Origin of the sequence: Clostridium tertium, from assembly GCF_902652255.1 — a bacterium.
GTDB classification, from domain to species: Bacteria; Bacillota; Clostridia; order Clostridiales; family Clostridiaceae; genus Clostridium; species Clostridium tertium_A.
Map to the genome: position 1 here is coordinate 60,974 of NZ_CACRTO010000018.1, position 26,180 is coordinate 87,153.

General features: G+C 29.7%; 24 protein-coding genes, 6 tRNA genes and 1 riboswitch. Of the genes, 28 read left to right on the plus strand and 2 right to left on the minus strand.

Annotated elements, in window-relative coordinates; translation table 11 throughout:
* The first annotated feature begins 614 nt into the window (after positions 1-614).
* The 19 genes from GPX08_RS07620 (at position 615) to GPX08_RS07710 (ending at position 18,214) form a co-directional block, all read left to right on the plus strand.
* Positions 615-977: a hypothetical protein gene (locus GPX08_RS07620; RefSeq protein ID WP_156626222.1), complete on the plus strand. Its 363-nt coding sequence runs from the start codon at positions 615-617 to the stop codon at positions 975-977.
* The gene (locus GPX08_RS07625) at positions 978-1,676 is read left to right on the plus strand and encodes a F0F1 ATP synthase subunit A (RefSeq protein WP_156626223.1); all 699 of its coding nucleotides are present in this window, start codon (positions 978-980) and stop codon (positions 1,674-1,676) included.
* 62 nt (positions 1,677-1,738) lie between these two features.
* On the plus strand, positions 1,739-1,969 hold the full coding sequence (gene atpE, locus GPX08_RS07630) for an ATP synthase F0 subunit C (protein ID WP_136007982.1): 231 nt from the start codon (positions 1,739-1,741) through the stop codon (positions 1,967-1,969).
* A gap of 39 nt (positions 1,970-2,008) precedes the next feature.
* Positions 2,009-2,491, plus strand: coding sequence for a F0F1 ATP synthase subunit B (locus tag GPX08_RS07635; protein ID WP_156626314.1), 483 nt, complete (start codon positions 2,009-2,011; stop codon positions 2,489-2,491).
* Entirely contained in the window at positions 2,491-3,030 is a 540-nt protein-coding gene (locus GPX08_RS07640; protein ID WP_156626224.1) for a F0F1 ATP synthase subunit delta, read from the plus strand. Before GPX08_RS07635 ends, GPX08_RS07640 begins: the two co-directional genes overlap by 1 nt.
* A 10-nt stretch (positions 3,031-3,040) precedes the next feature.
* Positions 3,041-4,555, plus strand: coding sequence for a F0F1 ATP synthase subunit alpha (locus GPX08_RS07645; protein WP_156626225.1), 1,515 nt, complete (start codon positions 3,041-3,043; stop codon positions 4,553-4,555).
* Between the two features lie 159 nt (positions 4,556-4,714).
* Positions 4,715-5,566, plus strand: coding sequence for a F0F1 ATP synthase subunit gamma (locus GPX08_RS07650; RefSeq protein ID WP_156626226.1), 852 nt, complete (start codon positions 4,715-4,717; stop codon positions 5,564-5,566).
* 15 nt (positions 5,567-5,581) lie between these two features.
* On the plus strand, positions 5,582-6,973 hold the full coding sequence (gene atpD, locus GPX08_RS07655; protein ID WP_156626227.1) for a F0F1 ATP synthase subunit beta: 1,392 nt from the start codon (positions 5,582-5,584) through the stop codon (positions 6,971-6,973).
* An 11-nt stretch (positions 6,974-6,984) separates the two neighbouring features.
* Positions 6,985-7,389, plus strand: coding sequence for a F0F1 ATP synthase subunit epsilon (locus GPX08_RS07660; RefSeq protein ID WP_156626228.1), 405 nt, complete (start codon positions 6,985-6,987; stop codon positions 7,387-7,389).
* A gap of 168 nt (positions 7,390-7,557) precedes the next feature.
* Positions 7,558-8,229, plus strand: a complete 672-nt coding sequence (locus GPX08_RS07665; protein WP_156626229.1) for a response regulator — start codon at positions 7,558-7,560, stop codon at positions 8,227-8,229.
* Between the two features lie 20 nt (positions 8,230-8,249).
* A complete protein-coding gene (locus tag GPX08_RS07670) occupies positions 8,250-9,257 on the plus strand; it encodes a sensor histidine kinase (RefSeq protein ID WP_156626230.1) in 1,008 nt (335 codons plus the stop codon).
* 108 nt (positions 9,258-9,365) lie between these two features.
* Positions 9,366-10,133, plus strand: a complete 768-nt coding sequence (locus GPX08_RS07675; protein ID WP_156626231.1) for an ATP-binding cassette domain-containing protein — start codon at positions 9,366-9,368, stop codon at positions 10,131-10,133.
* Complete coding sequence (locus tag GPX08_RS07680; protein ID WP_156626232.1) at positions 10,126-12,108, plus strand: FtsX-like permease family protein; 1,983 nt, start codon at positions 10,126-10,128, stop codon at positions 12,106-12,108. Before GPX08_RS07675 ends, GPX08_RS07680 begins: the two co-directional genes overlap by 8 nt.
* A gap of 428 nt (positions 12,109-12,536) precedes the next feature.
* Positions 12,537-13,193, plus strand: coding sequence for a hypothetical protein (locus GPX08_RS07685; RefSeq protein WP_156626233.1), 657 nt, complete (start codon positions 12,537-12,539; stop codon positions 13,191-13,193).
* 21 nt (positions 13,194-13,214) lie between these two features.
* The gene (gene murA, locus GPX08_RS07690) at positions 13,215-14,474 is read left to right on the plus strand and encodes a UDP-N-acetylglucosamine 1-carboxyvinyltransferase (RefSeq protein ID WP_156626234.1); all 1,260 of its coding nucleotides are present in this window, start codon (positions 13,215-13,217) and stop codon (positions 14,472-14,474) included.
* Positions 14,475-14,698: 224 nt separating this feature from the next.
* Positions 14,699-15,664, plus strand: coding sequence for a stage II sporulation protein D (gene spoIID / locus GPX08_RS07695; RefSeq protein WP_156626315.1), 966 nt, complete (start codon positions 14,699-14,701; stop codon positions 15,662-15,664).
* Positions 15,665-15,971: 307 nt separating this feature from the next.
* The gene (locus GPX08_RS07700) at positions 15,972-16,700 is read left to right on the plus strand and encodes a peptidoglycan DD-metalloendopeptidase family protein (protein WP_156626235.1); all 729 of its coding nucleotides are present in this window, start codon (positions 15,972-15,974) and stop codon (positions 16,698-16,700) included.
* 71 nt (positions 16,701-16,771) lie between these two features.
* Positions 16,772-17,023 carry a sporulation transcriptional regulator SpoIIID gene (gene spoIIID / locus GPX08_RS07705; protein ID WP_156626236.1) on the plus strand — a complete coding sequence of 84 codons (252 nt, stop codon included), beginning with the start codon at positions 16,772-16,774 and terminating at the stop codon, positions 17,021-17,023.
* Between the two features lie 156 nt (positions 17,024-17,179).
* Complete coding sequence (locus tag GPX08_RS07710) at positions 17,180-18,214, plus strand: MreB/Mrl family cell shape determining protein (protein ID WP_156626237.1); 1,035 nt, start codon at positions 17,180-17,182, stop codon at positions 18,212-18,214.
* A gap of 157 nt (positions 18,215-18,371) precedes the next feature.
* On the opposite strand, the gene yyaC is transcribed toward GPX08_RS07710, so the two are convergent.
* On the minus strand, positions 18,372-18,917 hold the full coding sequence (yyaC, locus tag GPX08_RS07715) for a spore protease YyaC (protein WP_156626238.1): 546 nt from the start codon (positions 18,915-18,917) through the stop codon (positions 18,372-18,374).
* A gap of 272 nt (positions 18,918-19,189) precedes the next feature.
* Between yyaC and GPX08_RS07720 the strand changes: the two genes are divergently transcribed.
* The 8 genes from GPX08_RS07720 to GPX08_RS07755 all read left to right on the plus strand — a co-directional run bounded on the left by GPX08_RS07720 (position 19,190) and on the right by GPX08_RS07755 (position 22,417).
* Positions 19,190-19,274: transfer RNA gene (locus tag GPX08_RS07720), tRNA-Tyr, on the plus strand.
* A gap of 20 nt (positions 19,275-19,294) precedes the next feature.
* Positions 19,295-19,369, plus strand: a tRNA-Thr gene (locus tag GPX08_RS07725).
* A 6-nt stretch (positions 19,370-19,375) separates the two neighbouring features.
* A tRNA-Tyr gene (locus GPX08_RS07730) sits at positions 19,376-19,460 on the plus strand.
* 24 nt (positions 19,461-19,484) lie between these two features.
* A tRNA-Val gene (locus GPX08_RS07735) sits at positions 19,485-19,560 on the plus strand.
* Positions 19,561-19,563: 3 nt separating this feature from the next.
* Positions 19,564-19,638: transfer RNA gene (locus GPX08_RS07740), tRNA-Thr, on the plus strand.
* Positions 19,639-19,644: 6 nt separating this feature from the next.
* A tRNA-Tyr gene (locus tag GPX08_RS07745) sits at positions 19,645-19,729 on the plus strand.
* Between the two features lie 129 nt (positions 19,730-19,858).
* A riboswitch (SAM riboswitch) is annotated at positions 19,859-19,964 on the plus strand.
* A 254-nt stretch (positions 19,965-20,218) separates the two neighbouring features.
* Complete coding sequence (locus tag GPX08_RS07750; protein ID WP_156626239.1) at positions 20,219-21,394, plus strand: methionine adenosyltransferase; 1,176 nt, start codon at positions 20,219-20,221, stop codon at positions 21,392-21,394.
* A 216-nt stretch (positions 21,395-21,610) separates the two neighbouring features.
* Entirely contained in the window at positions 21,611-22,417 is an 807-nt protein-coding gene (locus tag GPX08_RS07755; protein ID WP_156626240.1) for a methyltransferase domain-containing protein, read from the plus strand.
* Positions 22,418-22,470: 53 nt separating this feature from the next.
* On the opposite strand, the gene nagA is transcribed toward GPX08_RS07755, so the two are convergent.
* Positions 22,471-23,601, minus strand: coding sequence for an N-acetylglucosamine-6-phosphate deacetylase (nagA, locus tag GPX08_RS07760; RefSeq protein WP_156626241.1), 1,131 nt, complete (start codon positions 23,599-23,601; stop codon positions 22,471-22,473).
* 337 nt (positions 23,602-23,938) lie between these two features.
* On the opposite strand from nagA, the gene GPX08_RS07765 reads away from it, so the two are divergent.
* Entirely contained in the window at positions 23,939-26,170 is a 2,232-nt protein-coding gene (locus GPX08_RS07765) for an ATP-dependent RecD-like DNA helicase (RefSeq protein ID WP_156626242.1), read from the plus strand.
* The last annotated feature ends 10 nt before the right edge of the window (positions 26,171-26,180 follow it).

The following is a 26,180-nucleotide window of genomic DNA, read 5'->3' on the forward strand; positions in this document are numbered from 1 at the left end:
ACTTTGTCTAGTTTTTTTCATTTAGAGACATTAATATAGAGATTATAAAAATATAATAGCTTCCAAATAATATAAGCTAATTAATTAAGGAATGCAATGAAGAGTAAACTTATATTATTTGGGAGCTTTATTTTGAAAAGAACTTATTCTATTATTAGGATGTTTTTTGAATTATTATCTTAATTTAAGATAATAATAAGTAGGAATATATGAATATGTAGAAAATATAAAATAATTTAAATGAATTTTGCGAAATGCAATTATTCATAATTATTATTATAAAAATCGGTAATTATGAATAGATATTTAATTAAATTATAAAAATATTAAAAAACTGACTTTCTATTATAAAAATAAGGGTTTGAAAATGTTAACATTGAATATAGGGTTATATTTTGATTATGGAAAATTTTCAGAAAAATGAATTGAAGTTGGTATTTTTAACTATATTTTAAGAAAAATGAAAAGATAATGAATTTACTTAAGTAATTTAGGCTTAAACTCTCATAATCATTATAAATTAGAAATTACTATTAAAAACAGTAGAATTTGAGGTTTTCATTAATGTTTTCATAGGTCTATAATAACAGGAGTTAGTTAGAGGTGGGGATAAAATGAGTAGAGAAATGAAAACTGTTGTACTTAATATGATAAAATATGATTTAATTGCAGGACTCATTTTTGTACTTGCATTATCCTTTATCTTCAATATAAAAGTGGCTCTTATTTTTTTTGTAGGATTAATAGTATCTTTAATAAATACTATACTCAATGGAATTTTTATTGAATATTCTTTATTAAAAGATAGAAAACTATTATTGCCTCTTAGTTATTTTATAAGAATAGCTGTTATTATTTTAATAGCGTTGCCATTTTTACATAATTTAATACAACTTTTATCATATATTTCAGGATATATAACCCATTTTTTATTTGTTGTAATCTATTGGGTTAAGAATGGGAAAGGAAGTGATTAGGTGGAACCTCTAGAACCAATATGGTCTTTTTATGTTGGACCCATGAAAATTGATATAGTACCAGAAGTAGTAATGCAATGGATAACTATTCTTATTATTGCAGCTGTTGCAATATGGTCAACAAGGAATATGAAACTTAGACCTAATAAAAAGCAAGTGGTGGTAGAGTCTATTTATACTACATTAAAAAATGTAGTAACAGCCAATATGGGAGAGGAATTTTTAGATATCATTCCCTTTATAGGAAGCTTAGCGATATATTTATTATTTATGAATCTAATAGGTTTATTTGGACTCCCAGTACCAACAAAGAGTTTTAGTGTAACAGTAGGTGTAGCATTAATAACTTTCTATATGGTTCAATATTACACTATTAGAAAGTATGGTTTAAAAAGTTACTTTAGAGGATATACAGTTCCTCTTGCAATAATAACACCAATAAATATATTAGAAAGAATAATGCTTCCAGTTTCATTAGCGCTAAGATTATTTGGTAATATATTGGCCGCAACTTTTTTAGTTGAGTTATGTTATGAGGCATTAGGTCATGTAGGATTTATAGCGCAGCTTGGAATACCAATACCATTACATGCGTACTTTGATATTTTTGATGGTGGTATTCAAACAGTTATATTTATTATGTTAACTATGATAAATATAAAAATGATAGCAGAGCACTCAGGAGAGGCTGAACATTAATTTTACTAAAGTTTATATTATTTATAATTATAAAATGTTTTTAATTTAAGGAGGATTTTATTATGGAATTATCAATGAGAGCATTAGGAGCAGCTATAGCTGTATTAGTAGGTATAGGAGCTGCAATTGCAATAGGAAATGCAACAGGAAAAGCTGTTGAAGGAATAGCAAGACAACCAGAAGCAAGTGGTAAGATAACTACTGCATTAATGTTAGGTGCAGCCTTTGCAGAAGCAACAGCTATTTATGGCTTATTAGTATCAATCCTTTTAATATTTGTTGGAGTAAAATAGTATCATTAGACTCCAAAAGGGAGGCGATTTTATATGTTAATGGAAATTAATCCTAGCACCCTTATTGCAACTATAATTAACTTCATAGTACTTTTTGCAATACTTAAATATTTCTTCTTTGGAAAAGTAGAGGCTATTATTAATGAAAGAGAAAATCTAATAAATGAAAAGTTGGATTTTGCTGATGAAGAAGCTGAAAAAGCTAGGATGATAGCTATAGAAAATGAAAGAATGCTAAAGAATGCAAGAGAAGAAGGTAAATTAATTACTGAAAGACATAAGCAAAAGGCTGAAAAAGTATATGAAGAAATAGTTGATGAGGCTAATAAAGAAGCTAAGACGATTTTAGAAAGAGCTAAGATTGAAATAAATAGAGAAAAAGAAAAAGTTGAAGATCAGTTAAAGAGGGAAGCTATAGATTTAGCTTTAGAACTTTCTAAGAAGGTTATAGAAAAGAATATTGATGAAGAAAAGAATAGAGAGCTAATTGGAGACTTTATAACTAAGGTAGGTAATTCATAATGTATGAATATTTAGACCGTAGATACGCTTTAGCTTTATATGAAGTTGCAGAGGAAAAAGGAAAAGTTCAACAGTACCTGCAAGATTTAAGAGAAATATGTAACCTTATAGAAACAAATAAAGACTTTTATGAAGTCATTAAACACCCTCAAATTAGTACTAAAAAGAAGAAGAGAACATTTATAAATATTTTTAAAGGGCATATAGATGAAGAATTATTATCATTTTTATTAATTCTTATAGAAAAGGACAGAATACTTTACTTAGAAGAAAAGTTAAAGGAAATGGAGAAAATAGACTTAGAAAGAAAGAATACTATTACTGGTATTGTTAAAACTACAGTTCCTTTAAAAGAAGAAGAGTTTAATAAATTAGTTAAAACTCTTGAAGAAAAGTATGATAAGCATATAATTTTAGAACAAATAATAGATGAAAGCATCTTAGGTGGAATTTATGTAAGAATTAATAACGATGTTATTGATGGAACAGTGAAATCTAAATTAAATGAACTAAAAGAATTGATGCTTAAAACAGAATAGAGGTGAAGGTATGAATATTAAGCCTGAAGAAATAACTTCCATAATTAAAAAAGAAATCGAAAGATATGAAAAAGAAATAAAGACTATAGACTCTGGTACTATTATTCAAATAGGTGATGGTATAGCAAGAGTATATGGTTTAGATGATTGTATGGAAGGTGAATTATTAGAATTCCCAAATAATGTTTTTGGTATGGCTTTAAACCTAGAACAAGATAATGTTGGTTGCGTTCTATTAGGTTCAGAAGAAGGCATTAGAGAAGGGGATATAGTTAAAAGAACTAATAAAATAGTTGAAGTTCCAGTAGGTGAAGCGTTATTAGGTAGAGTTGTAAACTCACTTGGAGAACCTATAGATGGAAAAGGACCTATTAATAATTCTGGATATAGACCTATTGAAGTTTCAGCTCCTAGTATTATAGATAGAAGTTCAGTTAATGAACCATTACAAACAGGTATTAAGGCGATAGATTCTATGATTCCAATTGGTAAAGGACAAAGAGAACTTATAATTGGAGACAGACAAACAGGTAAAACTGCTATTGCTGTTGATACTATTTTAAATCAAAAAGGTAAAGATGTTATTTGTATTTATGTTGCAATTGGTCAAAAGCAATCAACAGTTGCTAATATAGTTAATACCTTAGAAGAATTTGGTGCATTAGACTATTCAATAATTGTAAGTGGTACAGCTTCAGAATCGGCTCCGCTACAATATTTAGCTCCATATGCAGGATGTAGTATGGGTGAATATTTTATGCATCAAGGAAAAGATGTACTCATAATTTATGATGATTTGTCTAAGCATGCAGTAGCATATAGAACAATGTCATTACTACTTAGGAGACCACCAGGCAGAGAAGCATATCCAGGAGATGTATTCTATATACATTCAAGATTATTAGAAAGAGCAGCAAAGCTATCTAAAGAAAATGGTGGTGGATCATTAACTGCGCTACCAATTATAGAAACATTAGCAGGGGATGTTACTGCCTATATACCAACTAACGTAATTTCTATTACAGACGGGCAAATATTCTTAGAATCAGATCTTTTCCACTCAGGACAAAGACCAGCAGTTAATGCAGGTATATCTGTATCAAGAGTTGGTGGTAACGCACAAATAAAAGCGATGAAGCAAGTTTCTGGTACATTAAGACTAGAATTAGCTCAATATAGAGAATTAGAATCCTTTGCACAATTTGGTTCAGATCTAGATAAAGATTCTAAGAAGAGACTTGATAAAGGTAAGAGATTAGTTGAAGTATTAAAGCAAGATCAATACTCACCTATGCCAGTTGAAAACCAAATTGTTATATTATATGCAATAGTAAATGACTTCTTATCTGATGTTAAAGTAAGTGATGTAAGAAGATTTGAAAGAGAATTACTAGAGTATATGGATACTCATAATAGAGATTTATTAAAGAAGATTGTAGAAGTTAAGAAGATAACTGATGAAATAAAGACAGAATTGGAAAATTCAATAGTAGAGTTTAAAAAATTATTCTTGCAAGATGCATAAGTAAAAAATGAAAAATGAAGAATTAATAATGAATAATTATTGATGCAATTCCTGAGGAATTACTAAAAATAAATTGATTTTAAAAAACTCCTTCAGGAGTTTTATCCTAAATTTTTCATTTTTCATTTTTAATTATTCATTTTTTTAGGAGGTGGAAACTTGGGATCAGCAGGACTTATAGATATAAAAAGAAGAATAAAGTCAGTTGAAAGTACAAGAAAGATAACAAAAGCTATGAATCTTGTAGCCACTTCTAAGCTTAGAAAAGCAAGGAAGGAATTAAATGATAATGAAGACTACTATAATTTATGTGAAGAAATAGTTCATAATTTAGTAGCTACATTACCAGAAGATTTTGAAAGTCCTTTCTTTAACACTAATTCTAATGATTTAGATAAGCTATACATTGTTATGGCTTCTGATACTGGCCTTTGTGGAGGCTTTAATGGAAATATTGCAAGCACATTAAATGAGATTATAGAAGATAAAAGCAATGCTAGGATTATAGTAGTAGGAGCTAAAGGGATTTCTTATGTTAGGAGATATGGTTTTGATACAATCCGTGAATATGTAGAAATCCACGATATACCTACTGTTAAAGAAGTTAGAGCTATCTATGATGATGCTATATATATGTTCAAGAGCGGTGAAGTAGGAGAAGTAAATATAGTATTTACAGAATTTAAGTCTGCAATAAAGCAAGAGATTAGAGTAGAAAAATTATTTCCATTAGAAATAAATAGCGAAGTTTCAGAGCAATTCTTAGTAGAACCTAGTTTAGAAGAGGTTTTAAATTCAAGTTTAGATATATATTTTAAATGTAAAATAAGAAGAGCTATGCTTCATTCAAAAGTAAGTGAGCAAAATGCAAGAATGACGGCTATGGATGGAGCTACACAAAATGCTAATGACATCTTACAATCATTAAATCTTAAGTATAATAGGATAAGACAAGGAATGATAACTCAAGAGATATCAGAAATTGTAGGAGGGGCAGAAGCTCAAAAATAGTGAGGAGGGATTACTGTGCCTGAAAAAGTAGGAAAGGTAGTTCAAGTTATTGGACCTGTAGTTGATATAAAGTTTAAATCAGACGATCTACCAAATATCTATAATGAAATTAGAATAGATATGGGAGAGAAGGTCTTAGTTGTTGAAGTAGAGCAACATATGGGAGATGATATAGTTAGAACTATAGCTATGGAGTCTACAGATGGACTAAAAAGAGGAATGAAGGCAGTAGATATGGGAAGATGTATTTCTGTACCTGTAGGTAGAGAAGTATTAGGTAGAGTATTTAATGTACTTGGTCATCCTATAGATAATGCTGGAGAAGTAGATATAAAAGAAGTTTATCCAATTCATAGACCAGCACCAAGTTTTAAAGAACAATCATTAGAACCACAAATGTTTGAAACTGGTATAAAAGTAATAGATCTTTTAGCACCATATCAAAAGGGTGGTAAGATTGGACTATTTGGTGGAGCTGGAGTTGGAAAGACAGTTTTAATACAAGAGCTTATTAATAATATAGCAAAAGAACATGGTGGTCTTTCTGTATTTACTGGAGTTGGAGAAAGATCAAGAGAAGGTAATGATTTATATTATGAAATGAAGGAATCTGGAGTTATTGATAAGACTGCATTAGTATTTGGTCAAATGAATGAATCACCAGGTGCTAGAATGAGAGTTTCATTAACTGGACTTACTATGGCAGAATACTTTAGAGATCAAGGCCAAGATGTGTTACTATTTATAGATAATATATTTAGATTTACTCAAGCTGGTTCTGAAGTATCAGCTTTACTTGGAAGAATACCATCAGCAGTTGGTTACCAACCAACACTTGCAACTGAAATGGGAGCTCTTCAAGAAAGAATTACTTCAACTAAAAATGGCTCTATAACTTCTGTTCAAGCAGTTTATGTTCCAGCAGATGACTTAACTGACCCAGCACCAGCTACAACATTTACTCACCTTGATGCAACAACAGTTTTATCAAGAAGTATTACAGAACTCGGAATATATCCAGCAGTTGATCCATTAGAATCAAGCTCAAGAATATTAGATCCAAGAGTAGTAGGTAGAGAGCATTATGATGTAGCTACTGAAGTTAAGAACATATTGGAAAGATATAAGGAATTACAAGATATAATAGCTATCTTAGGTGTAGATGAATTATCAGACGAAGATAAAAAAGTGGTTGCTAGAGCTAGAAGAGTTCAAAGATTCTTATCTCAACCATTTACAGTAGCTGAACAATTCACAGGAATGCAAGGTAGATATGTTCCAGTAAAAGAAACAGTAAGAGGTTTTAAAGAAATACTAGAAGGCAAGTATGATGATTTACCTGAGTCAGCTTTCCTTTTTGTTGGAAGTATAGAAGAAGCTATCGAAAAAGCTAAGACCTTAAGTTAGGGGATGAAACTATGGAAAATAATTTTAAAATAACTATAGTTACTCCAGGTAATGATCCTTTAGAATTCCAAGGAAAAGGGTTAATTACATCTACAACTGATGGTAGGGTAGAGTTTAAAGCCAACCATGCTCCTATAATTATAAGTACTGTTCCAGCAACAACAACTATTACAACAGAAGGTGGAAGTGAAAAGTTATTTACATCTTCAGGGATAGTTTATATTAAGAATAATGAATTAAAATTCTGTTGTGATGCAGCAGAAAAATCATCAGATATAGATGAAGCTAGAGCAAAAAGTGCGAAAGAAAGAGCTGAAAAGAGATTGGAACAAAAAAAAGACGTTGATATAGACAGAGCTATGAGAGCTTTAGCTAGAGCAAATGCGAGAATAAAGACTATAAGTGTTAATGATTAATATTTTAGTATAAAAAAGTCACAGGGAAATTCTGTGGCTTTTTTTATATATTGAAATAATCATTTTATGAATATGATTATTTCTGTATAATATAGTTATGAATTATTATACAGAAAACTAGAAATAAGTTAGATATAAATCTTATTATCAAATATAGGAGGGGATTATTTGCATAGAATACTAATTGTTGAAGATGACATAACTATGGCAGAGTTAATGAAAAATCAAATTGAAACATGGGGAAATGAGGTAAGGTATGTAAATAATTTTCAAAATATAATGTCTGATTTTACAGATTTTAATCCACATCTTGTTCTCTTAGACATTATGTTACCATTTTTTAATGGGTATTACTGGTGTAGTGAAATAAGGAAAATATCTAATATTCCTATTGTATTTATTTCTTCTGCTTCAGATAATATGAACATTGTAATGGCTATGAATATGGGGGGAGATGATTTTATATCAAAACCTTTTGATTTAAATGTGCTTATGGCCAAGATACAAGCAATATTACGTAGAACTTACGATTTAGCTGGGAAGGTTCCTTTTTTAGAGCATAGGGGAGCTATATTAAATTTAAATGATAATACTATGAATTATGAAGGCGAGAAAATAGAACTAACAAGAAATGAATATAGAATTTTACAGACATTAATGGAAAATAAAAAGAAGGTTGTAAGTAGAGATACTCTTATGACTAGGCTTTGGGAAATAGATTCATATGTGGAGGAAAATACTCTAACTGTGAATATAACAAGATTAAGAAAGAAATTAGATGGAATAGGGCTTGTTGAATTTATTAAGACTAAAATAGGATCAGGATATATTATAGAATAACTTTTTAAGGAAGTGATTATTTGAGAAAGGACAATATTTTTAGAAGTTTACACAAGTATATTCTAGGAAATTTATATATTGTTATACTATTTTTGGCTTTTATAGGAGTATTTATTGGAGTCTTTTCTTTATATAATTTAGAAATTGAGGCTGTAGTATATTCTTCCATACTTTGTATATTTTTAGGATTAATTTATTTTGTATGCAAATTTTTATCTTATCATAGAAAACATAAGGAATTGCTAAGAATTGAGAGAAGTATATCATTAATAGCTAATGAGTTACCATCTCCTAGTGATAGTATAGAGGAAGACTATCAGAATATGATTTCATCATTAATTGAAATTAATAATAAAACTTTAACTGATTTTACTAAACAACGAAATGAAAGTATTGATTATTATACAACTTGGGTTCATCAAGTTAAGGTACCTATAGCAGTTATGAAATTAATACTTCAAGGTGAAGATACTAATGAAAATAAGGAGCTATTATCTGAATTATTTAGAGTTGAAGAATATGTAGAGATGGTTTTATGTTATTTTAGATTAGACAGTACTTCTAATGATTTCGTTTTTAAAGAATATAAACTAGATGATATTATTAAGAAATCTATAAGAAAATATGCTTCACAATTTATAAGAAAGAAAATCTCATTGAATTATAATAATACTGATAAAATAGTATTAACAGATGAAAAATGGCTATCATTTATCTTAGAACAGATATTATCCAATGCTATTAAGTACACAGATAGAGGAAGTATAACTATTTCCATAGATGATGATAAAATATTATCTATTTCTGATACTGGGATAGGAATTGCAGAAGAAGATATTCCTAGAATTTTTGAAAAAGGATTTACTGGGTATAATGGTAGGGCGGATAAAAAGTCTACAGGACTAGGATTATACCTCTGTAAAATGGCAGCAAATAAACTTTCTCATAGTATTTATGTTAAATCCGAGGTAGGGGTTGGAAGTACGTTTTTCATAGATTTAAAATCTATAGATCTTAAAGTAGAGTAAGAGACCTTACAAAAATGTAAGGTCATAAGACCGAAATGTCACAGGATTGAATGGAGGCATTTTGGTCATTTTATTATACTTATACTATAAGATAAAGGGGGATGTAAAATGTCAATATTAGAAGTAAACAGTATTAAAAAAATATACACAACACGTTTTGGAGGTAATCAAGTTCAGGCACTATCAAATGTTTCTTTTTCTGTTGAAGAAGGTGAATATGTAGCTATAATGGGAGAGTCAGGATCAGGAAAAACGACATTATTAAATATATTAGCATCATTAGATAAGCCAACTAGTGGAGAGGTTGTGCTAGATGGTAAGAGTATTAATAATATTAAAGAGAAAGAAATTTCTGCCTTTCGTAGAGATAACTTAGGATTTGTATTTCAAGATTTTAATTTATTAGATACTTTTTCTATAAAAGATAATATATTTTTACCTTTAGTTTTAGCTAGAAAAGAATATGCTGAGATGAAAGAGCGTCTTCATCCTATAGCTAAAAAATTAGGTATTTATGATATACTTGAAAAATATCCCTATGAAGTATCAGGTGGACAAAAACAAAGAGCAGCAGTTGCTAGAGCTTTAATTACTCATCCAAAGTTAATTTTAGCTGATGAGCCTACAGGAGCATTAGATTCTCGTGCAACAGATAGTCTACTTAAACTTTTTAATGAAATTAATAATGAAGGTCAAACTATTTTAATGGTAACTCATTCTACTAAAGCAGCTAGCCATGCAAGTAGAGTACTATTTATTAAAGATGGGGAGGTATTTCATCAACTATATAGAGGAAGAAACTCTAATGAAGAAATGTATCAAAAAATTTCTGATACCCTAACTTTAATAGCAACAGGAGGAATGAAAAATGAATAGTATGTTTTATCCAAAGCTCGCAGCAAGCAATATTAAGAAAAATAGTAAGACATATATTCCATATATACTTACTTGCATATTTACTGCAGCTATGTACTATATTATTCATTCTCTTTCAAATAATGAAGGAATAAGCACATTAGTTGGAAGTGATACAATTTCTATAACATTAGGATTAGGAAATAGAATTACTGCAATCTTTGCAATCATATTTTTATTTTATACTAATAGTTTTTTGATTAAACGTAGAAAAAAAGAGTTTGGATTATTTAATATTCTTGGAATGGAAAAGAAACATTTATCTAGAGTAATAGCTTTTGAAACCCTGTATATTGCAGTAATTAGCCTTACTATAGGTATAACAATTGGTGTTTTACTGGATAAAGTAATGTATCTTATTGTTTTGAAGATTATAGGGGTAGAGGTTTCACTAGGCTTTTATATTTCTTGGTCATCAATTCTATCTACTATAATTTTATTCTTAAGTATATTTATCATTATATTCATCAATTCTCTTCGTCAGGTTCATTTATCAAATCCAATTGAATTATTAAAAAGTAGTAATGTTGGGGAAAAAGAACCTAAGACTAAATGGGCTATGGCTATTTTAGGAGTTATATGCTTAGGAGCAGGATACTATATTTCATTAACTACTAAAAATCCTGTTGCAGCTATATCTTTATTTTTTGTAGCAGTTATATTAGTTATAGTAGGAACTTATTTAGTATTTACAGCAGGAAGCATAGCTTTTCTAAAGGTCCTTAGAAAAAATAAAAATTATTACTATAATGTAAAACATTTTACTAGTGTAGCAGGTATGATTTACCGTATGAAACAAAATGCAGTTGGACTTGCTAACATATGCATACTATCTACAATGGTATTAGTTATGATATCCTCAACTTCCTCTATGATGATAGGTATGGAAGATATAATTAATACAAGATATCCATATGATATTTCTGTATATTCAGATGGAAGTGATGCTAATAAAAAAGAATTATTAGTAAATGAAATAAATGAAGCCACAAAAAATGAAAAAGTAACAAATGAAGTTTCATATACTTATTTGAATTTTGCAGCTATAAAAGATAAAGACAAGTTTGTTACAAATAGTAATTCAAATTCAGATATATATAATGATATCAATAATCTTATCTTTGTAAGTCTTGAAGATTATAATAGAATAACCTCAGAGAATAAAAGTTTAGAAGATGGGGAAGTACTATTATATTCAAACCGTGAAAAGTATAATTATGATACAATTAGTGTCTTCGATAGAGAGTATAAAATATCAGAAAAAGTAAATGAGTTTTTAGGGAATGGTATTATTTCGGCTAATGTAGCTAGTAGTCAGTATATAGTAGTTAAAGACTTTGATGAGATAGATTATCTATATAAAAAGCAAAAAGAAACTTTTGGAGAAAATGCTTCGGAAATAGAGTTTTTATATGGAATTGATTTAAATGGAACTGATGTTGAAAAAGGGGAAGCTTATGAAAGTATTGTTGGTAGACTAAATGAGAAGGGATTTACTTACAGATGTGAAACTAAATTAGGAGCTAGAAGCAGTGCCATCTCATTATATGGTGGATTATTCTTTATTGGAATTTTCTTAGGCGTACTATTTGTTATGGCGACCATCTTAATAATTTATTATAAACAAATTTCAGAAGGTTATGATGATAAAGAAAGGTTTGAAATAATGCAAAAGGTAGGTATGAGTCATAGTGAGGTTCAGGGATCTATTAAATCACAAGTAGTAACTGTGTTCTTCTTACCACTAGTAACAGCTGGAATTCATATTTCTTTTGCATTCCCATTTATAGTAAAGATTTTATCTGTGTTAAATCTTACAAATACGAAGCTATTTATATTATGTACTGTTGTATCGTTTATAGTATTTGCTTTAATATATGGTGTAATTTATATGTTAACAGCTAGATCTTATTATAAGATAGTAAGAAGAGGGTAGAAGGAAGAATGAAAAATTAAGAATGAATAATGAAGAATTGAGGAAAAAACTCCTTGGGGAATTTTAAAAAAATAGTTTTTTAGCTGCCTTTTGGGCAGCTTTTTTACTTTTTAGGAAACTATATAATAAGTCAAAATATATGTATAACTTTAAGCGAGTAGTAAGGGTTATAGTATATAAAGTTGATTTATTAGGAAATACATTTAGAAAGATTTATAGATAACATTATTGCCTAGAGGAGCATATGTTAATGAAGTGTATTTTTATTTTATAAGCTATTTATTAAATTTGAATTATAAAGTTTTAAGTATTGACAATTAATCACAAATTTCAACTTATTTTATATATTATATTATGGATATTTATTTTGAATAAAAACTTTTTCTTTGGACAATAATTTAAAGGAAAGGTAGGGGGTAGAAATAAATATGTTAAATTTTAAAAAATATATAAAAATACTGCCTATAATGGCATTTTTTTTATTAATTATAGGTGCTTATGAAATTAATAACAATGAAATAAATACCGATTTTTATTATTTGGAGGAAAATGTTTCGAATAATTCCGAATTTGTAAGTAATGGGATAAGGATGAATTACATATCAAAAGAAAAAGTTGATGATGAATTACTAATAATTAAGGAAAATTTTATTAAGAACTTAGGAGAAAATATAGATATTAAGGACAATGAAATAAGTTACAAAGATAGCTATAAAGAAATTACTGCTATAGTATGGAAGGATAAAATCGATACAAAGGTTCAAATTACCTATGTAAATAATAGAAGAACAGCTAATACCATTCAGCTTAAGAAAGAAATAGAACAAATACAAAACATTGCAGCGAAAAATATAAAATATTTTAAATTTGTAAAGGTAAAAATAATAGAAGAACAGAAGCAGAATATTTTAGATGTACTAAATAACAAAATAGAAAAAAATACCTTAGAAGAGTTAAGTATTAATAATGGAAGTAGCGCTAAAGCTATATTAAATGATGGAGAAAAGATTAATTTTTCATTCACCCATTATAATTCCGATGAATATTTAATTCTTGGAACACCAGTGATATTCGTAACATACTAACAATTTATAATGGAGGATAATATGGAAAAAATTATAGTTGAAGGTGGAAATAAACTAAAGGGTGAAGTGAATATTAGTTTAGCTAAAAATTCTGTTTTGCCTATAATAGTTGCAAGCATATTAAGTCCAAATGACGTAATTATTAAAAATGCTCCTATGCTTGAAGATGTTATTGTATTAAATGACTTATTATTAGGAATGGATTGTAGCATTGAAACTATTAATAATACAGACTTGAAAATGAATACTTCTAATCTAAAAGAAGGAAATATGAATAGTGATTTAATAAGAAAAATGAGAGCTTCATTTTTAATAATGGGTCCAATGCTTTCAAGATTTGGAAAATGTAAAATTTCAATGCCGGGAGGATGTAATATTGGTAGTAGACCAATAGATCTACATTTGAAGGGCTTTAAGTTATTAGGAGCAGATATTGAAATAGGACATGGTTTTGTGGAAGCAAAATCAAAGAAATTAAAAGGTAATAGAATATATCTAGATTTTCCTTCTGTCGGAGCAACAGAGAATATTTTGATGGCGTCAGTTTTAGCAGAAGGCACAACTATTATAGAAAATGCTGCAGAAGAGCCAGAAATATGGGATTTAGCTAACTTCCTTAATTCAATGGGTGCTAAAATTCATGGAGCTGGAGTTGGAAAGATAACTATTGAGGGTGTAGATTCACTTAAAGGAGTAGAATATAAACCTATATACGATAGAGTAGAAGCAGGAACTTTTATGGTAGCGGCTGCAATTACTAAGAGTAAGATAACTATTAACGGGGCAATTGAGGATCATTTAAGACCAACTATTGAAAAGTTAAAAGAGTGTGGTGTTAAATTTGAGAGTTTGGGTGGAGATACTATATTAGTAGATGGAACAGGAGAAAAGAGTCCGGTAGATATTAAAACTCTACCTTATCCAGGATTCCCGACTGATATGCAAGCACAAATGATGGCGTTATTATCAATTTGCAAAGGATCAAGCATAATAACAGAAACTGTTTTTGAAAACAGATTCATGCATGTAGCAGAATTAGTTAGAATGGGAGCTAATATAAAGATAGATGGTAGAACTGCAATAATAGAAGGTGTTGACTCTTTAACTGGATGCGATGTAAAAGCAACAGATTTAAGAGCTGGTGCAGCTATGATTTTGGCAGGATTAGTGGCTCAAGGTAGTACTGAAATAAGTGATTTATATCATATAGATAGAGGCTATGTGAATATAGAAGAAAAGTTTAGAGGTCTCGGAGCTAATATTTATAGAGTAGATAAATAAAGGAATTTTAAGGGGTAATTATTTTATTAACCTATAAAAGAACTATAAAACTTCTTGTTAAGAGATTGTTTTATAGTTCTTTTAAATTTAAATTTTTAATAAAAAGAAATTATATTTTACGGATTGTAACATATATTAAATTATAGCTACTTAGAAGGAGGGATATTTATTTGAAAAAAGATTTTCAATCTGCAGCTATTTTAAGTGCAATAATACTTATATTTATGATTATTGCTCCTAGTTTTATTATAAAGGCATTGCCTGCAAATGATACTAGTGAGAAAGATGATGAAAAAGTAGAGAGTGAAGAAAATAATTATATTAATTTATCTGGTACAGATACTATAAAAGTTTATATTACAAAAGAAGATAAAGTTGTTGATATTAAAATAGAAGAGTATGTAAAAAGTGTAGTTTCAGGAGAAATGCCAGCAAGCTTTGGGATTGAAGCTTTAAAAGCTCAAGCAGTAGCAGCTAGAACTTATGTAGCAGCAAAAAGAGGTAGACCTTGCGATATAGCTAAAGGTGGAGATGTATGTGATACAACTCATTGCCAAGTATATATAGGAAAAGAAGAAAAAATAGCAAAATGGGATGGTGCTGGGCAGGAAAATTGGGATAAAATTTCTAAGGCTGTGGATGAAACTAAGGGGATAGTATTATCATACGATAAGGAGTTAGTACAATATCCACAATTCTTTTCAACTAGCTCTGGTAAAACGGAAAATTCAAGAGATGTATTTTCTGGTGATATTCCATACTTAGTTTCTACAGAGAGTACGGGTGAGGAAGTAGCACCTAGGTTTAAGGGTGAGCTATCATTAAATATTAGTGATTTCGTAGAAAAAATTAACTCTAAATTTCAAGATGCTAAGTTAACAGTTAATAATTTAAGTGAACAAATAGAAATAGTTAGCAGAAGCGATGCTGGTGGAATAAAAGAAATTAAAATAGGGGGAGCTACTATAAGGGGATTAGATTTTAGATTAGCTATAGGACTAAATTCAACTAATTTTCAATATACAATAAGTAATAATGAGATTATATTCGAAAGCAAAGGTTATGGACATGGAGTAGGGATGAGCCAGTGGGGAGCTAATATTATGTCTAAGAATGGATCTGAATACAATTCTATACTGAAACATTATTATACTGGAGTTGAATTGAAAGAAATTAAATTCAATGAGTAGTGAGTAATTCATAATTGATAATGAATAATTGAGGGAAAAAGTTCTACAGAGTTTTGATAAATGATTTTAGTAATTCTGAAGAAATATATTAATAATTATCGATTATTTAAAGGAGCTGTTTTGTGACAGCTCCTTTTTTGTTGTTTTAAGTTATTAAATCTAAAGAAATAGGCAAGAATTATAGCATGAGTGAGTTTTAACTATATTTTTAAGATAGCAGATGTTGTAGAAATTTGATGAAAACAAATCTTAGGTAAATTGTATTAATTTATTAGATCAGGCAAGAATACAAAAAGGAGGTGTTAATATGCAGATTAACAAAAAAGATAAGGTAAAAGACTTTTTTAGGAAGGAGGGCTTTTATTTAATATTATTCCTTTGTTTGTGCGTAGTTGCAACTGTTGCAGTTATAACTACCAAGAGAAATAAAGCTTTAGAACAAGGGAGTAATAATCAAAGTGAGTTTACTCTAAATGTTGATAAAAATGAAGCTTCTGAAGTTAAAAAGCAAAATGCAGAAAGGGTTGAAGAAACTGGGGAAAATGAATTAGCTGAAGGTGATACAGATCCTTTAGAAGAGGGTGTTAATGTATCAGCAGGTACTAATACTGAAGTGTTATTTTCAAATCCAGTAGAAGGATTAGTTTCAAGAGGATATACATATCCTAAACCTCAATCAATGAAAGATGGTACTAGTAGAAATATTAGAGGAATAGATATCAAAGCTGCGATTGGAACTGAGGTAAAAGCTGCTGCTATAGGAGAAGTAAAAGAAGTTTCAAGTAAAACTGAAGATGGAAATTATGTTGTTATTGCACATGCAAATGGATTATATACAAAGTACTCAAATTTATCAAAAGATATAAAAGTAAATGTTGGGGATAAGGTAACAGAAGGTTCTGTTATAGGAACTGTAGGAGAAAGTTCTAAGATATTTACTAACCAAGATTTTGGTGAGCATTTAAGCCTTCAAGTATATGATTCAAATGGAAAAGATTTAGATCCAACAACATATTTTACTTTTAATGAAGAATAATAAATTATATTCATCAGCTCTTTTTTGAGCTGATGAATACAAAAAAATTAGAATAAAAGGGAGGTAATTTTTTGAAAGATTATATAGAAGAAAGAGTTTTAGAAGTAGCAAAATATATAATAGAATCAAAAGACACAATCAGAAAGACTGCAAAAGTATTTGGAGTAAGTAAAAGTACTATTCATAAAGATATGACTGAAAGATTACCTAAGATAAATCCTACAATAGCTAAGGAAACTCATTCAATATTAGAACTGAATAAAGCAGAAAGACATATTAGAGGTGGAGAAGCTACAAAAATGAAATATAAAGAAGTTGATTAATTAGTACTATTATAGCAAATTATGTAATGAAAAAGTTTAAAATATATTGAAGGATAACCATATTCCATATATAATAAGAAATAGGGCAAATATTGTAAAATAGTCATTTGAAATATTTATTATTAGCGTTTTATTAAGATTAGGAGTGAACAAGGAATGTGGTTTTTGAGAAATAGGGGCGATTTAGGAATAGACTTAGGTACAGCGACAGTGTTAGTTTATGCAGAGGGAAAAGGAATTATATTAAAGGAGCCTTCGGTTGTAGCAATAAATAAAAATACAAATAAAGTACTAGCTGTCGGTGAAGAGGCTAGAAAGATGATAGGAAGAACTCCAGGGAATATAGTAGCCGTTAGACCACTAAAAGATGGTGTTATTTCAGACTATGATATTACTGAAAAGATGTTAAAAGAATTTATTAGAAAAGCATATGGTAAAAGTAAGATTAAAGCTCCTAAAGTAATGGTGTGTGTTCCATCTCAAGCAACGGAAGTAGAGAAAAGAGCTGTTATAGATGCCGCTAGAAACTCTGGAGCAAAGATAGTTCATCTAATAGAAGAACCTTTAGCAGCTGCTATTGGAGCAGGTTTAGATATAACTAGACCAAATGGTTCTATGGTAATTGATATTGGTGGAGGAACTACAGATATTGCTGTAATTTCTTTAGGTGGAGTAGTAGTTAGAGCATCTATTAAAGTAGCAGGTGATACTTTTGATGATGCTATAATTAAGTATGTAAGAAATAAGTATAAAATATTAATTGGTGAAAAGACTGCTGAAGAACTAAAAATAAGTGTTGGGTCAGTATTTAATGGTTCAAGAGATGTTACTACTAATGTGAGAGGAAGAAACTTAATTACAGGACTTCCGGATGATGTAGTTATTAGTTCTGAAGAAATAAATGAAGCTTTAAAAGAGTCTGTAACATTAATAGTTGAAAGTGTTAAATCAGTATTGGAAAAAACACCACCTGAACTTGCTTCAGATATAATAGAAAAAGGTATACTAATGACTGGAGGAGGTTCATTACTTAATGGACTAGATAAGTTAATAGAAAATGAAACAGGAGTTAGTGTTGAAGTAGCAAATAATTCTGTAGAAGCTGTTGCAGAAGGTACAGGTAAGGTTTTAGGATATATAGATAAATTAGAAATGCACTCATCAGACAGTGAAATTACATTAGTAGAGTAAGGCTAATGTAATTGTAGTACAACTTATAGTTTAGAATATAAAATATAAATTGTATTACTTTTGGTAATTTAGAATGAATTACATAATTTAATGCATATTTTTAATTGCTAATTAGGCTGCCTGAAAGGCAGTCCTATTGGGGAGCTTTAAGCTCCCTTTATCTTTTATCAATGGTAATTGAATACATTATAGAGGAGGCTATAACCTTAGCCATTTCCATAACAAAATGGAGTCTAATAGATTTATTTGAAAAAAAGGTAGAGTCTTCGCTATCATCTATAATTCCTACTATAGAAGTTCTCCCTACTTTAGGAAGAACTTTACCAACACCTCTACCTGGATATATAGGTTCATTTCTAATACATATTGTTCCAATAGATTCACCATGTCCAAGTGAAGCATCTACTCCTAATATATTACTATTTGAGTTAGGGTGAAGATTATCAATTTTCTTCAATTCTTTATGAATGTTTAATGCATGAATTGGAGATTCAATTGTACCATATATAGGTAAAGGACACTTTTGTTCTTTTAAATAAGTTCCTACTAGCGGGCCTAAGCAATCGCCTATAAACTTATCTGTACCTATGCAAACTATAATTGTATTTTCATCTATATATTTTTTAAGATAGTTAGAAATTCTAATATAAGCATTAGGAATATTATATTGAATTGTATCTTTTATATTAAGCACCCCCCTCATTGTATCAATATATGTGTTTCTTATAAAAAATATAATTAAATGTATAAAAAAGAATATTTTAGTTAAAATATAAGAGTAGGTTATAAAATTTATTGAAATAAGATATTAGTATTAAATAAAAGAAAATGAGAGTATTTTAGAATATAATAACTCTAATCAACTTAAATGCTCGAAAAACGCACTTGAAATTAGGAAACAATAAATATATACTAATCATTGTCAGTTGAGGCGGTAAGCCAAATTTACTGATATTAAATTAAATAAATTAACATGGGGGAGTTCCCGAGTGGCCAAAGGGGGCAGACTGTAAATCTGTTACGTTTCGTTTCGATGGTTCGAATCCGTCCTCCCCCACCATTTAATTTATTTAATAATATGCTGGCATGGCTCAACGGTAGAGCAGCTGACTTGTAATCAGCAGGTTGTAGGTTCGATTCCTATTGCCAGCTCCATAAAATGGGGGAGTTCCCGAGTGGCCAAAGGGGGCAGACTGTAAATCTGTTACGTTTCGTTTCGATGGTTCGAATCCGTCCTCCCCCACCATTTTAAATTTTAGATAATATATATGGAAGCATAGCTCAGCTGGGAGAGCATCTGCCTTACAAGCAGAGGGTCACAGGTTCGATCCCTGTTGTTTCCACCATACGCTGGCATGGCTCAACGGTAGAGCAGCTGACTTGTAATCAGCAGGTTGTAGGTTCGATTCCTATTGCCAGCTCCATAATAAGGGGGAGTTCCCGAGTGGCCAAAGGGGGCAGACTGTAAATCTGTTACGTTTCGTTTCGATGGTTCGAATCCGTCCTCCCCCACCACAAAGACAAGATTTCTTGTCTTTTTTTTTTTTTTTTATTGCTAAAATTTAATATGTAAAAAAGTTAATCATTTATTATTGACTATTAATATTAAAGATGATATAATCTGTAAGTAAAATTTGATATTAGTTCTTATCAAGAGAGGTGGAGGGAAAAGGGCCCTGTGAAACCCGGCAACCTGCTTCATTAATTTGAGTGTGGTGCCAATTCCAGCAATATTTTTGCAAGATAAGAAAGATTAAGATTTTGTATCTCTTCTTATCGAGGAGATTTTTTTTATGCTTAAAGAAATTGTAATTAAGATGATATTATGAAAACTAAAAATTTATATTATTAATTGAGAATACTAATTTCTAAAGGATAAAAAATAAAAGTACGTATTAAAAATTTTAAATAATAAATGCGTAAAAATCTATGGCTTAAAGTCGCGGTGGCGATATTTTATAAAACAACCTAGAATTAATATCAAAAAACGAAAGGAGATATTATATGAAAAGATTATTTACTTCAGAATCAGTTACAGAAGGACATCCAGATAAAATTTGTGACCAAATTTCAGATGCAGTATTAGATAGTATGTTAGCTAAGGATCCTTTAGCTAGAGTAGCGTGTGAAACAGCTGTTACTACAGGAATGGTTTTAGTTATGGGAGAAATATCTACTAATTGCTACGTAGATATTCCAAAGGTAGTTAGAGAAACAATTAAGGAAATTGGATATGATAGAGCTAAATATGGATTTGACTGTGAAACTTGCTCTGTACTAACTTCAATTGATGAGCAATCAAGAGATATAGCAATGGGTGTTGATGAGGCGTTAGAATCAAGATCAGGCGAAAAAGACGATGTTGAAGCAGTTGGAGCAGGGGACCAAGGTATGATGTTTGGTTTTGCAACTAATGAAACAGAAGAATTTATGCCATTACCAATATCTATGGCTCATAAATTATCAAGAAGATTATCAGAAGTAAGAAAAGATGGTACTTTATCTTATTTAAGACCAGACGGTAAGACTCAAGTTACAGTTGAGTATGATGATAACAAAGTTGTGAGAATAGATGCTATAGTAATCTCTACACAACATGGAGAAGACGTTACTCAAGAACAAATCAGAGAAGATTTAATGAAATATGTAATAAAAGCAGTTGTACCAGCTGAATTATTAGATGAGAATACTAAATATTATATAAATCCAACTGGTAGATTCGTAGTTGGTGGACCACAAGGAGATAGTGGTTTAACAGGAAGAAAGATTATTGTTGACACTTATGGTGGATATGGAAGACACGGTGGTGGAGCTTTCTCAGGAAAAGATCCAACTAAGGTTGATAGATCTGCAGCATACGCAGCTAGATGGGTAGCTAAGAACTTAGTTGCAGCTGGAGTTGCTGATAAGTTAGAAGTTCAATTAGCTTATGCTATCGGAGTTGCTAAGCCAGTATCAATAGAAGTTGAAACTTTTGGAACTGGTAAAAAATCAGAAGAAGAAATAGTTGCAATAGTAGAAAAGGTATTTGATTTAAGACCAGGTGCTATAATTAGAGACTTAGAATTAAGAAGACCTATATACAAGCAAACTGCTGCTTATGGACACTTCGGAAGAAATGACTTAAACTTACCTTGGGAAGAATTAAACAAGGTAGAAGAAATAAAGAAATACCTTTAGTATTTAAAATTAAAAACTTAAAATATATAAAGTATGGACCATTAGCTTTTGCTAGTGGTCTTTTATTATATATAGTCTTTAAAATTAATTTAATTCAAAATTAGTTTACTATAAGTATAGTGGTTTATATGGTATTATTAGTAAAAGTAGGGAATAAATCTAAATGGTAATATTGTATTTAGACTAGATATTGTATTTATAAAAGGGGGATTAGTTATGGGAGAAAATTTACAAGTTAATGCTGAGAGGTTTATGGGCTTTGCAAGTCTTTATGATGGTGCAAGACCTAAATGTCCTGAGAAGGTTAAGGAAATAATAGTAAAATATATAGAGGATAAGCCAACAGTTGTAGTAGATATTGGATGTGGTACTGGACTTTCTACTACAATCTGGAGTGATATAAGTAATAAGGTAATAGGAATAGAGCCAAGCGATGATATGCTAAAAATAGCAAGAGAAAAGTCACTGGATTTAGACAATGTGAAATTTATTTCTGCATTCTCAGATAATACTGGATTAGAGAGTAGTTCTGTAGATATAATTACGTCGTCTCAATCTTTTCATTGGATGAATCCAGAAACTACTTTGAGAGAGGCATCTAGAATATTAAAAGCTGGGGGAGTATTTGCAGTTTATGATTGTGATTGGCCACCTGTTTGTAACTGGGAAGCTGAATTTGAGTATAATAAGCTTTTTAAAAAAGTAAATGAAATTGAATCAAAGTATTCAGATACTAATGGTAAATTTGTTAGATGGAATAAAGATAATCATTTATCGAATATAGAAAAAAGTGGACATTTTAGATATGTAAGAGAAATAGTTTTTTCTAATACAGAAACTTGTAATGCAAAAAGATTTATTACAATTGCTTTAAGCCAAGGGGGATTACAATCAATCTTAAAATCAAATATAGAAGAAATTAAGTCGCATTTACTTCAATTTAAAAATAGAATTTATGATATTTTTGGAGAGAAAGAATTTGAAATAGATTTTTGCTATCGTATGAGGATAGCTGTTAAGTAAAAAATACAGATAAAACAAAAAGGACTGTTTCAAAACAGCCCTTTTAATGATATCTATACTAAAACTTTTCCGCCTACTATTACATTCTTAATGTTGATTTCATCATCAAATAATAATAAGTCTGCATCATAACCTTCTTTAATTAAGCCTTTTCTATCTGAAACCTTGCAGTGTTTTGCAGGATTGTAAGAAGCCATTTTAACAGCTTCATATAGAGGAAGACCTACATTTTTATAAACATTCTTAACAGCCTTATCTAAAGTTAAGATCGATCCAGCAAGGCTTCCGCTTAATAACCTAGCAGCACCATTTTTAACCTCAACTTCTTGGCCACCTAAAGCATACATACCATCAGGCATTGCACAAGCCATCATAGCATCTGTTACTAATAAAACTTTATCAGGAGTCTTTTGGTTATATGCTATTCTAAGTGATGGATAAGAAACGTGGATACCATCAGAAATTGTTTCTGTAGTAATTTCACTATCGAATATAGCTCCAACTACTCCTGGCTCTCTGTGAGCAAATGGAGTCATAGCATTAAATAGGTGAGTTGAGTGACCACATCCACATTTAATTCCTTCCATAGCTTCATCATAAGTAGCTTTAGTATGTCCTATTGAACATACAACGCCTCTTTTTGATAATTCTTTTATTAACTCTTTAGCACCTGGTACTTCTGGAGCAATAGTGATAGATACTACTGCATCTTCAGCATCTCCAACCATAGCAGTGTAATTTTCAAGAGTTGGAGGAATTAAGAAGTTAGGATTTTGAGCACCAATTGCTTTAGGATTGATAAAAGGTCCTTCTAAGTGGGCACCTAAAACTATAGCACCGTCAGTTCCGTTTTCTTTAGCTTCTTTAATAACATCCATTGATTTTTTTATATCTTCTACAGCAACAGTCATAGTAGTTGGTGTAAAAGCAGTAGTACCATGTTTAACTATAACTTTTGAAATTTCATTAATAGCTTCAAAAGTTCCGTCCATAGTATCATGACCACCAGCACCGTGTATATGAACATCGATAAATCCAGGTGATAAATATAAGCCCTCAGCATCTATAACTTCTTTATCGTTACAGTTGCTTGGGTTAATTTCTTTAATTTTGTTGTTTTCAATTAACACATTACCTTTTTCAATTCTGTCTAGGTAAATTATGTTACAATTTTTAATTAACATATAAAATGCACCTCCATTAGTTACTATTTATATTATATCACATTAGAAATGTATATTCTTTATTATGTATTATTTAAGATGTATTATATGTATGTTTCAATTAATAATCTACAGCTCTAGTTTTATAATATTATAAGTTTAAAATGTTTTTTAGTAATTTATCTAAATTGAAATCATATATATTTTTTTTTATTTTTACATAAATTAATAAGATAACTTCATATCTTAAATATCTCTAATATGTAATGCAACTTAATAATATGTAGAATCTTTATTACAACTTATATATAATAAAAATAAGATGATTAAAATATAATTAAGATTTGGAGTAGATAATATGGCAGAATATTTAAATGGAATAGTTGAATCTATTGTATTTAAAAGTGAAGATACGGGTTATGTGGTTTCTAAAATAAATTTAGATAAAGAAATTATTAATGCTGTTGGAATAGTTCCTTTTATGAAAGAAGGTCAAAATGTTAAATTAAAAGGTGAATGGGTAATTCACAAGCAATTTGGTAAACAATTTAATATAGAAGAATATGAAGAGATTTTACCTGATTCTATAAAGGGGATAGAAAGATATTTATCAACAGGAATTATTAAAGGAATAGGCCCTATCACTGCTAAAAGATTAGTTGAAAGATTTAAAGAAAAAACATTAGAAATTTTAGATAATGATATAGATAAAATTAAAGGTGTTGAAGGTATAGGACAGAAAAAGTTTGAGATTATTAAGGAGTCTTACCATGAACAAAGAGAACTTAAAGATATTATTCTTTATTTTCAAGGACATGGAATGACTACTAATCAATGTATTAAAGTTTATAAAGCTTTTGGAGCTAATGCAAGGGATATAGTAACTAATAATCCATATATACTCTCTGATGAAATAACAGGAATAGGTTTTATAACTGCTGATAGAATAGCTAAGAGTATAGGGATTGAACCGACCTCTCAATTTAGAATACAAAGTGGAATTATATATATTTTAAATCAATTTTCTTCATCAGGTAATACATATATGCCTAAGGATGAATTAGTTAAGGAAACTATAAAGTTATTAGGAGCTAATACTGAGTTAGTTGATGGTGCTTTATATAATTTAACTGTAGATTCAAGAGTGAAGGTTGAGAAAATTGATGGAGTTGATTCTGTATTTGCACTTCCATATTATTATTGTGAGCTAGGGGTTACAAATAGAATAATAACTCTAAGCTTAGAAAATTTCAGAAGTATAAATGCTGATGTAGAATTTGAAGTAGGCGTTTTCGAAAAGAAGAATAATATTAAATTTGCTCAGTCTCAAAGAGAAGCTATAGTTGGTGCTTTTGAAAATGGTATAGAAATAATAACTGGAGGACCTGGAACGGGGAAAACTACTATTATTAAGGCTATAATAGAGATATATGAAAATAATAATATGAAGGTTGTCTTAGGAGCTCCTACAGGAAGAGCTGCAAAAAGGATGAGTGAATCAACTGGAAGAGAAGCTAAAACTATACATAGGCTATTAGAAATGGGTGTTAATGATGATGGGAAATCTTATTATAAAAGAGGAGAGAATGAACCTTTAGAAGCAGATGTAATTATCATAGATGAGGCATCTATGATAGATGTAATGCTTATGAATAGTTTATTAAAGGCAATTAAGCTTGGCACTAGATTAATAATAGTTGGAGATGTTGATCAATTACCTTCTGTTGGAGCAGGAAATGTACTAAAGGATTTAATCGAAAGTAACTTCTTAAAAGTAGTTAGACTAAAAGATATATTTAGACAAGGACAAGAGAGTCTAATAGTAGTTAATGCTCATAAAATAAATAACGGAGAAATGCCAGTTCTAAATAGACGAGATGGCGATTTCTTTTTTGAAAATAGGGAAGATTTAAATGATATTCTTAGAACAATAATAGATTTAATTAATAGGAGACTTCCAGGCTTTAATAAGAAGTGGGATAAGTTTAGAGATATACAAATCTTAACCCCTACTAGGAAGGGACTTTTAGGTGTCCAAAACTTGAATACTAACCTTCAAGAAGTTTTAAATCCAAAAGCAAAGCATAAAAAAGAAAAAGAGTTAAAAGAGGTTATTTTTAGAGAAGGCGATAAAGTAATGCAAACTAAAAACAATTACTCTCTTAAATGGGTTAGAATTAATGGAGATGGAGATAATGAAGGGGTAGGTGTATTCAATGGAGATATGGGATATATTGAAAGTATAAATGAAGAAGAAAAAAATATATCTGTTATATTTGATGATGAAAGAAGAGTAGTATATGATTATGTCTATTTAGATGAGCTAGAATTAGCCTATGCAATTACAATTCATAAAAGTCAGGGTAGTGAATTTAAAGTTATAATAACCCCTGCATTTATGGGGTCACCATTTCTTATGAATAAGAATTTATTGTATACAGCAATAACTAGAGCAAAAGAGTTAGTTGTTGTTGTTGGATACCCAAAGGCACTACAATATATGGTTAATAACACAAGAAGTGTTGAAAGATACTCTTCTCTTAAAAATAGAATTTTAGATATTACTGATAGCGAAGTATTAAGTGAATAGGAGATTTTCT

What these genes read in the sequence shown, in the direction of transcription:
- murA (WP_156626234.1), top strand. Translation starts at nt 13,215, where the DNA reads ATGGAAAAAATTATAGTTGAAGGTGGAAATAAACTAAAGGGTGAAGTG.
- spoIID (WP_156626315.1), top strand. Translation starts at nt 14,699, where the DNA reads ATGATTATTGCTCCTAGTTTTATTATAAAGGCATTGCCTGCAAATGAT.
- GPX08_RS07680 (WP_156626232.1), top strand. Translation starts at nt 10,126, where the DNA reads ATGAATAGTATGTTTTATCCAAAGCTCGCAGCAAGCAATATTAAGAAA.
- GPX08_RS07640 (WP_156626224.1), top strand. Translation starts at nt 2,491, where the DNA reads ATGTATGAATATTTAGACCGTAGATACGCTTTAGCTTTATATGAAGTT.
- GPX08_RS07620 (WP_156626222.1), top strand. Translation starts at nt 615, where the DNA reads ATGAGTAGAGAAATGAAAACTGTTGTACTTAATATGATAAAATATGAT.
- GPX08_RS07660 (WP_156626228.1), top strand. Translation starts at nt 6,985, where the DNA reads ATGGAAAATAATTTTAAAATAACTATAGTTACTCCAGGTAATGATCCT.
- GPX08_RS07675 (WP_156626231.1), top strand. Translation starts at nt 9,366, where the DNA reads ATGTCAATATTAGAAGTAAACAGTATTAAAAAAATATACACAACACGT.
- GPX08_RS07700 (WP_156626235.1), top strand. Translation starts at nt 15,972, where the DNA reads ATGCAGATTAACAAAAAAGATAAGGTAAAAGACTTTTTTAGGAAGGAG.
- GPX08_RS07755 (WP_156626240.1), top strand. Translation starts at nt 21,611, where the DNA reads ATGGGAGAAAATTTACAAGTTAATGCTGAGAGGTTTATGGGCTTTGCA.
- yyaC (WP_156626238.1), bottom strand. Translation starts at nt 18,917, where the DNA reads ATGAGGGGGGTGCTTAATATAAAAGATACAATTCAATATAATATTCCT.
- nagA (WP_156626241.1), bottom strand. Translation starts at nt 23,601, where the DNA reads ATGTTAATTAAAAATTGTAACATAATTTACCTAGACAGAATTGAAAAA.
- GPX08_RS07750 (WP_156626239.1), top strand. Translation starts at nt 20,219, where the DNA reads ATGAAAAGATTATTTACTTCAGAATCAGTTACAGAAGGACATCCAGAT.
- atpE (WP_136007982.1), top strand. Translation starts at nt 1,739, where the DNA reads ATGGAATTATCAATGAGAGCATTAGGAGCAGCTATAGCTGTATTAGTA.
- GPX08_RS07635 (WP_156626314.1), top strand. Translation starts at nt 2,009, where the DNA reads ATGGAAATTAATCCTAGCACCCTTATTGCAACTATAATTAACTTCATA.
- GPX08_RS07765 (WP_156626242.1), top strand. Translation starts at nt 23,939, where the DNA reads ATGGCAGAATATTTAAATGGAATAGTTGAATCTATTGTATTTAAAAGT.
- GPX08_RS07710 (WP_156626237.1), top strand. Translation starts at nt 17,180, where the DNA reads ATGTGGTTTTTGAGAAATAGGGGCGATTTAGGAATAGACTTAGGTACA.
- GPX08_RS07685 (WP_156626233.1), top strand. Translation starts at nt 12,537, where the DNA reads ATGTTAAATTTTAAAAAATATATAAAAATACTGCCTATAATGGCATTT.
- GPX08_RS07645 (WP_156626225.1), top strand. Translation starts at nt 3,041, where the DNA reads ATGAATATTAAGCCTGAAGAAATAACTTCCATAATTAAAAAAGAAATC.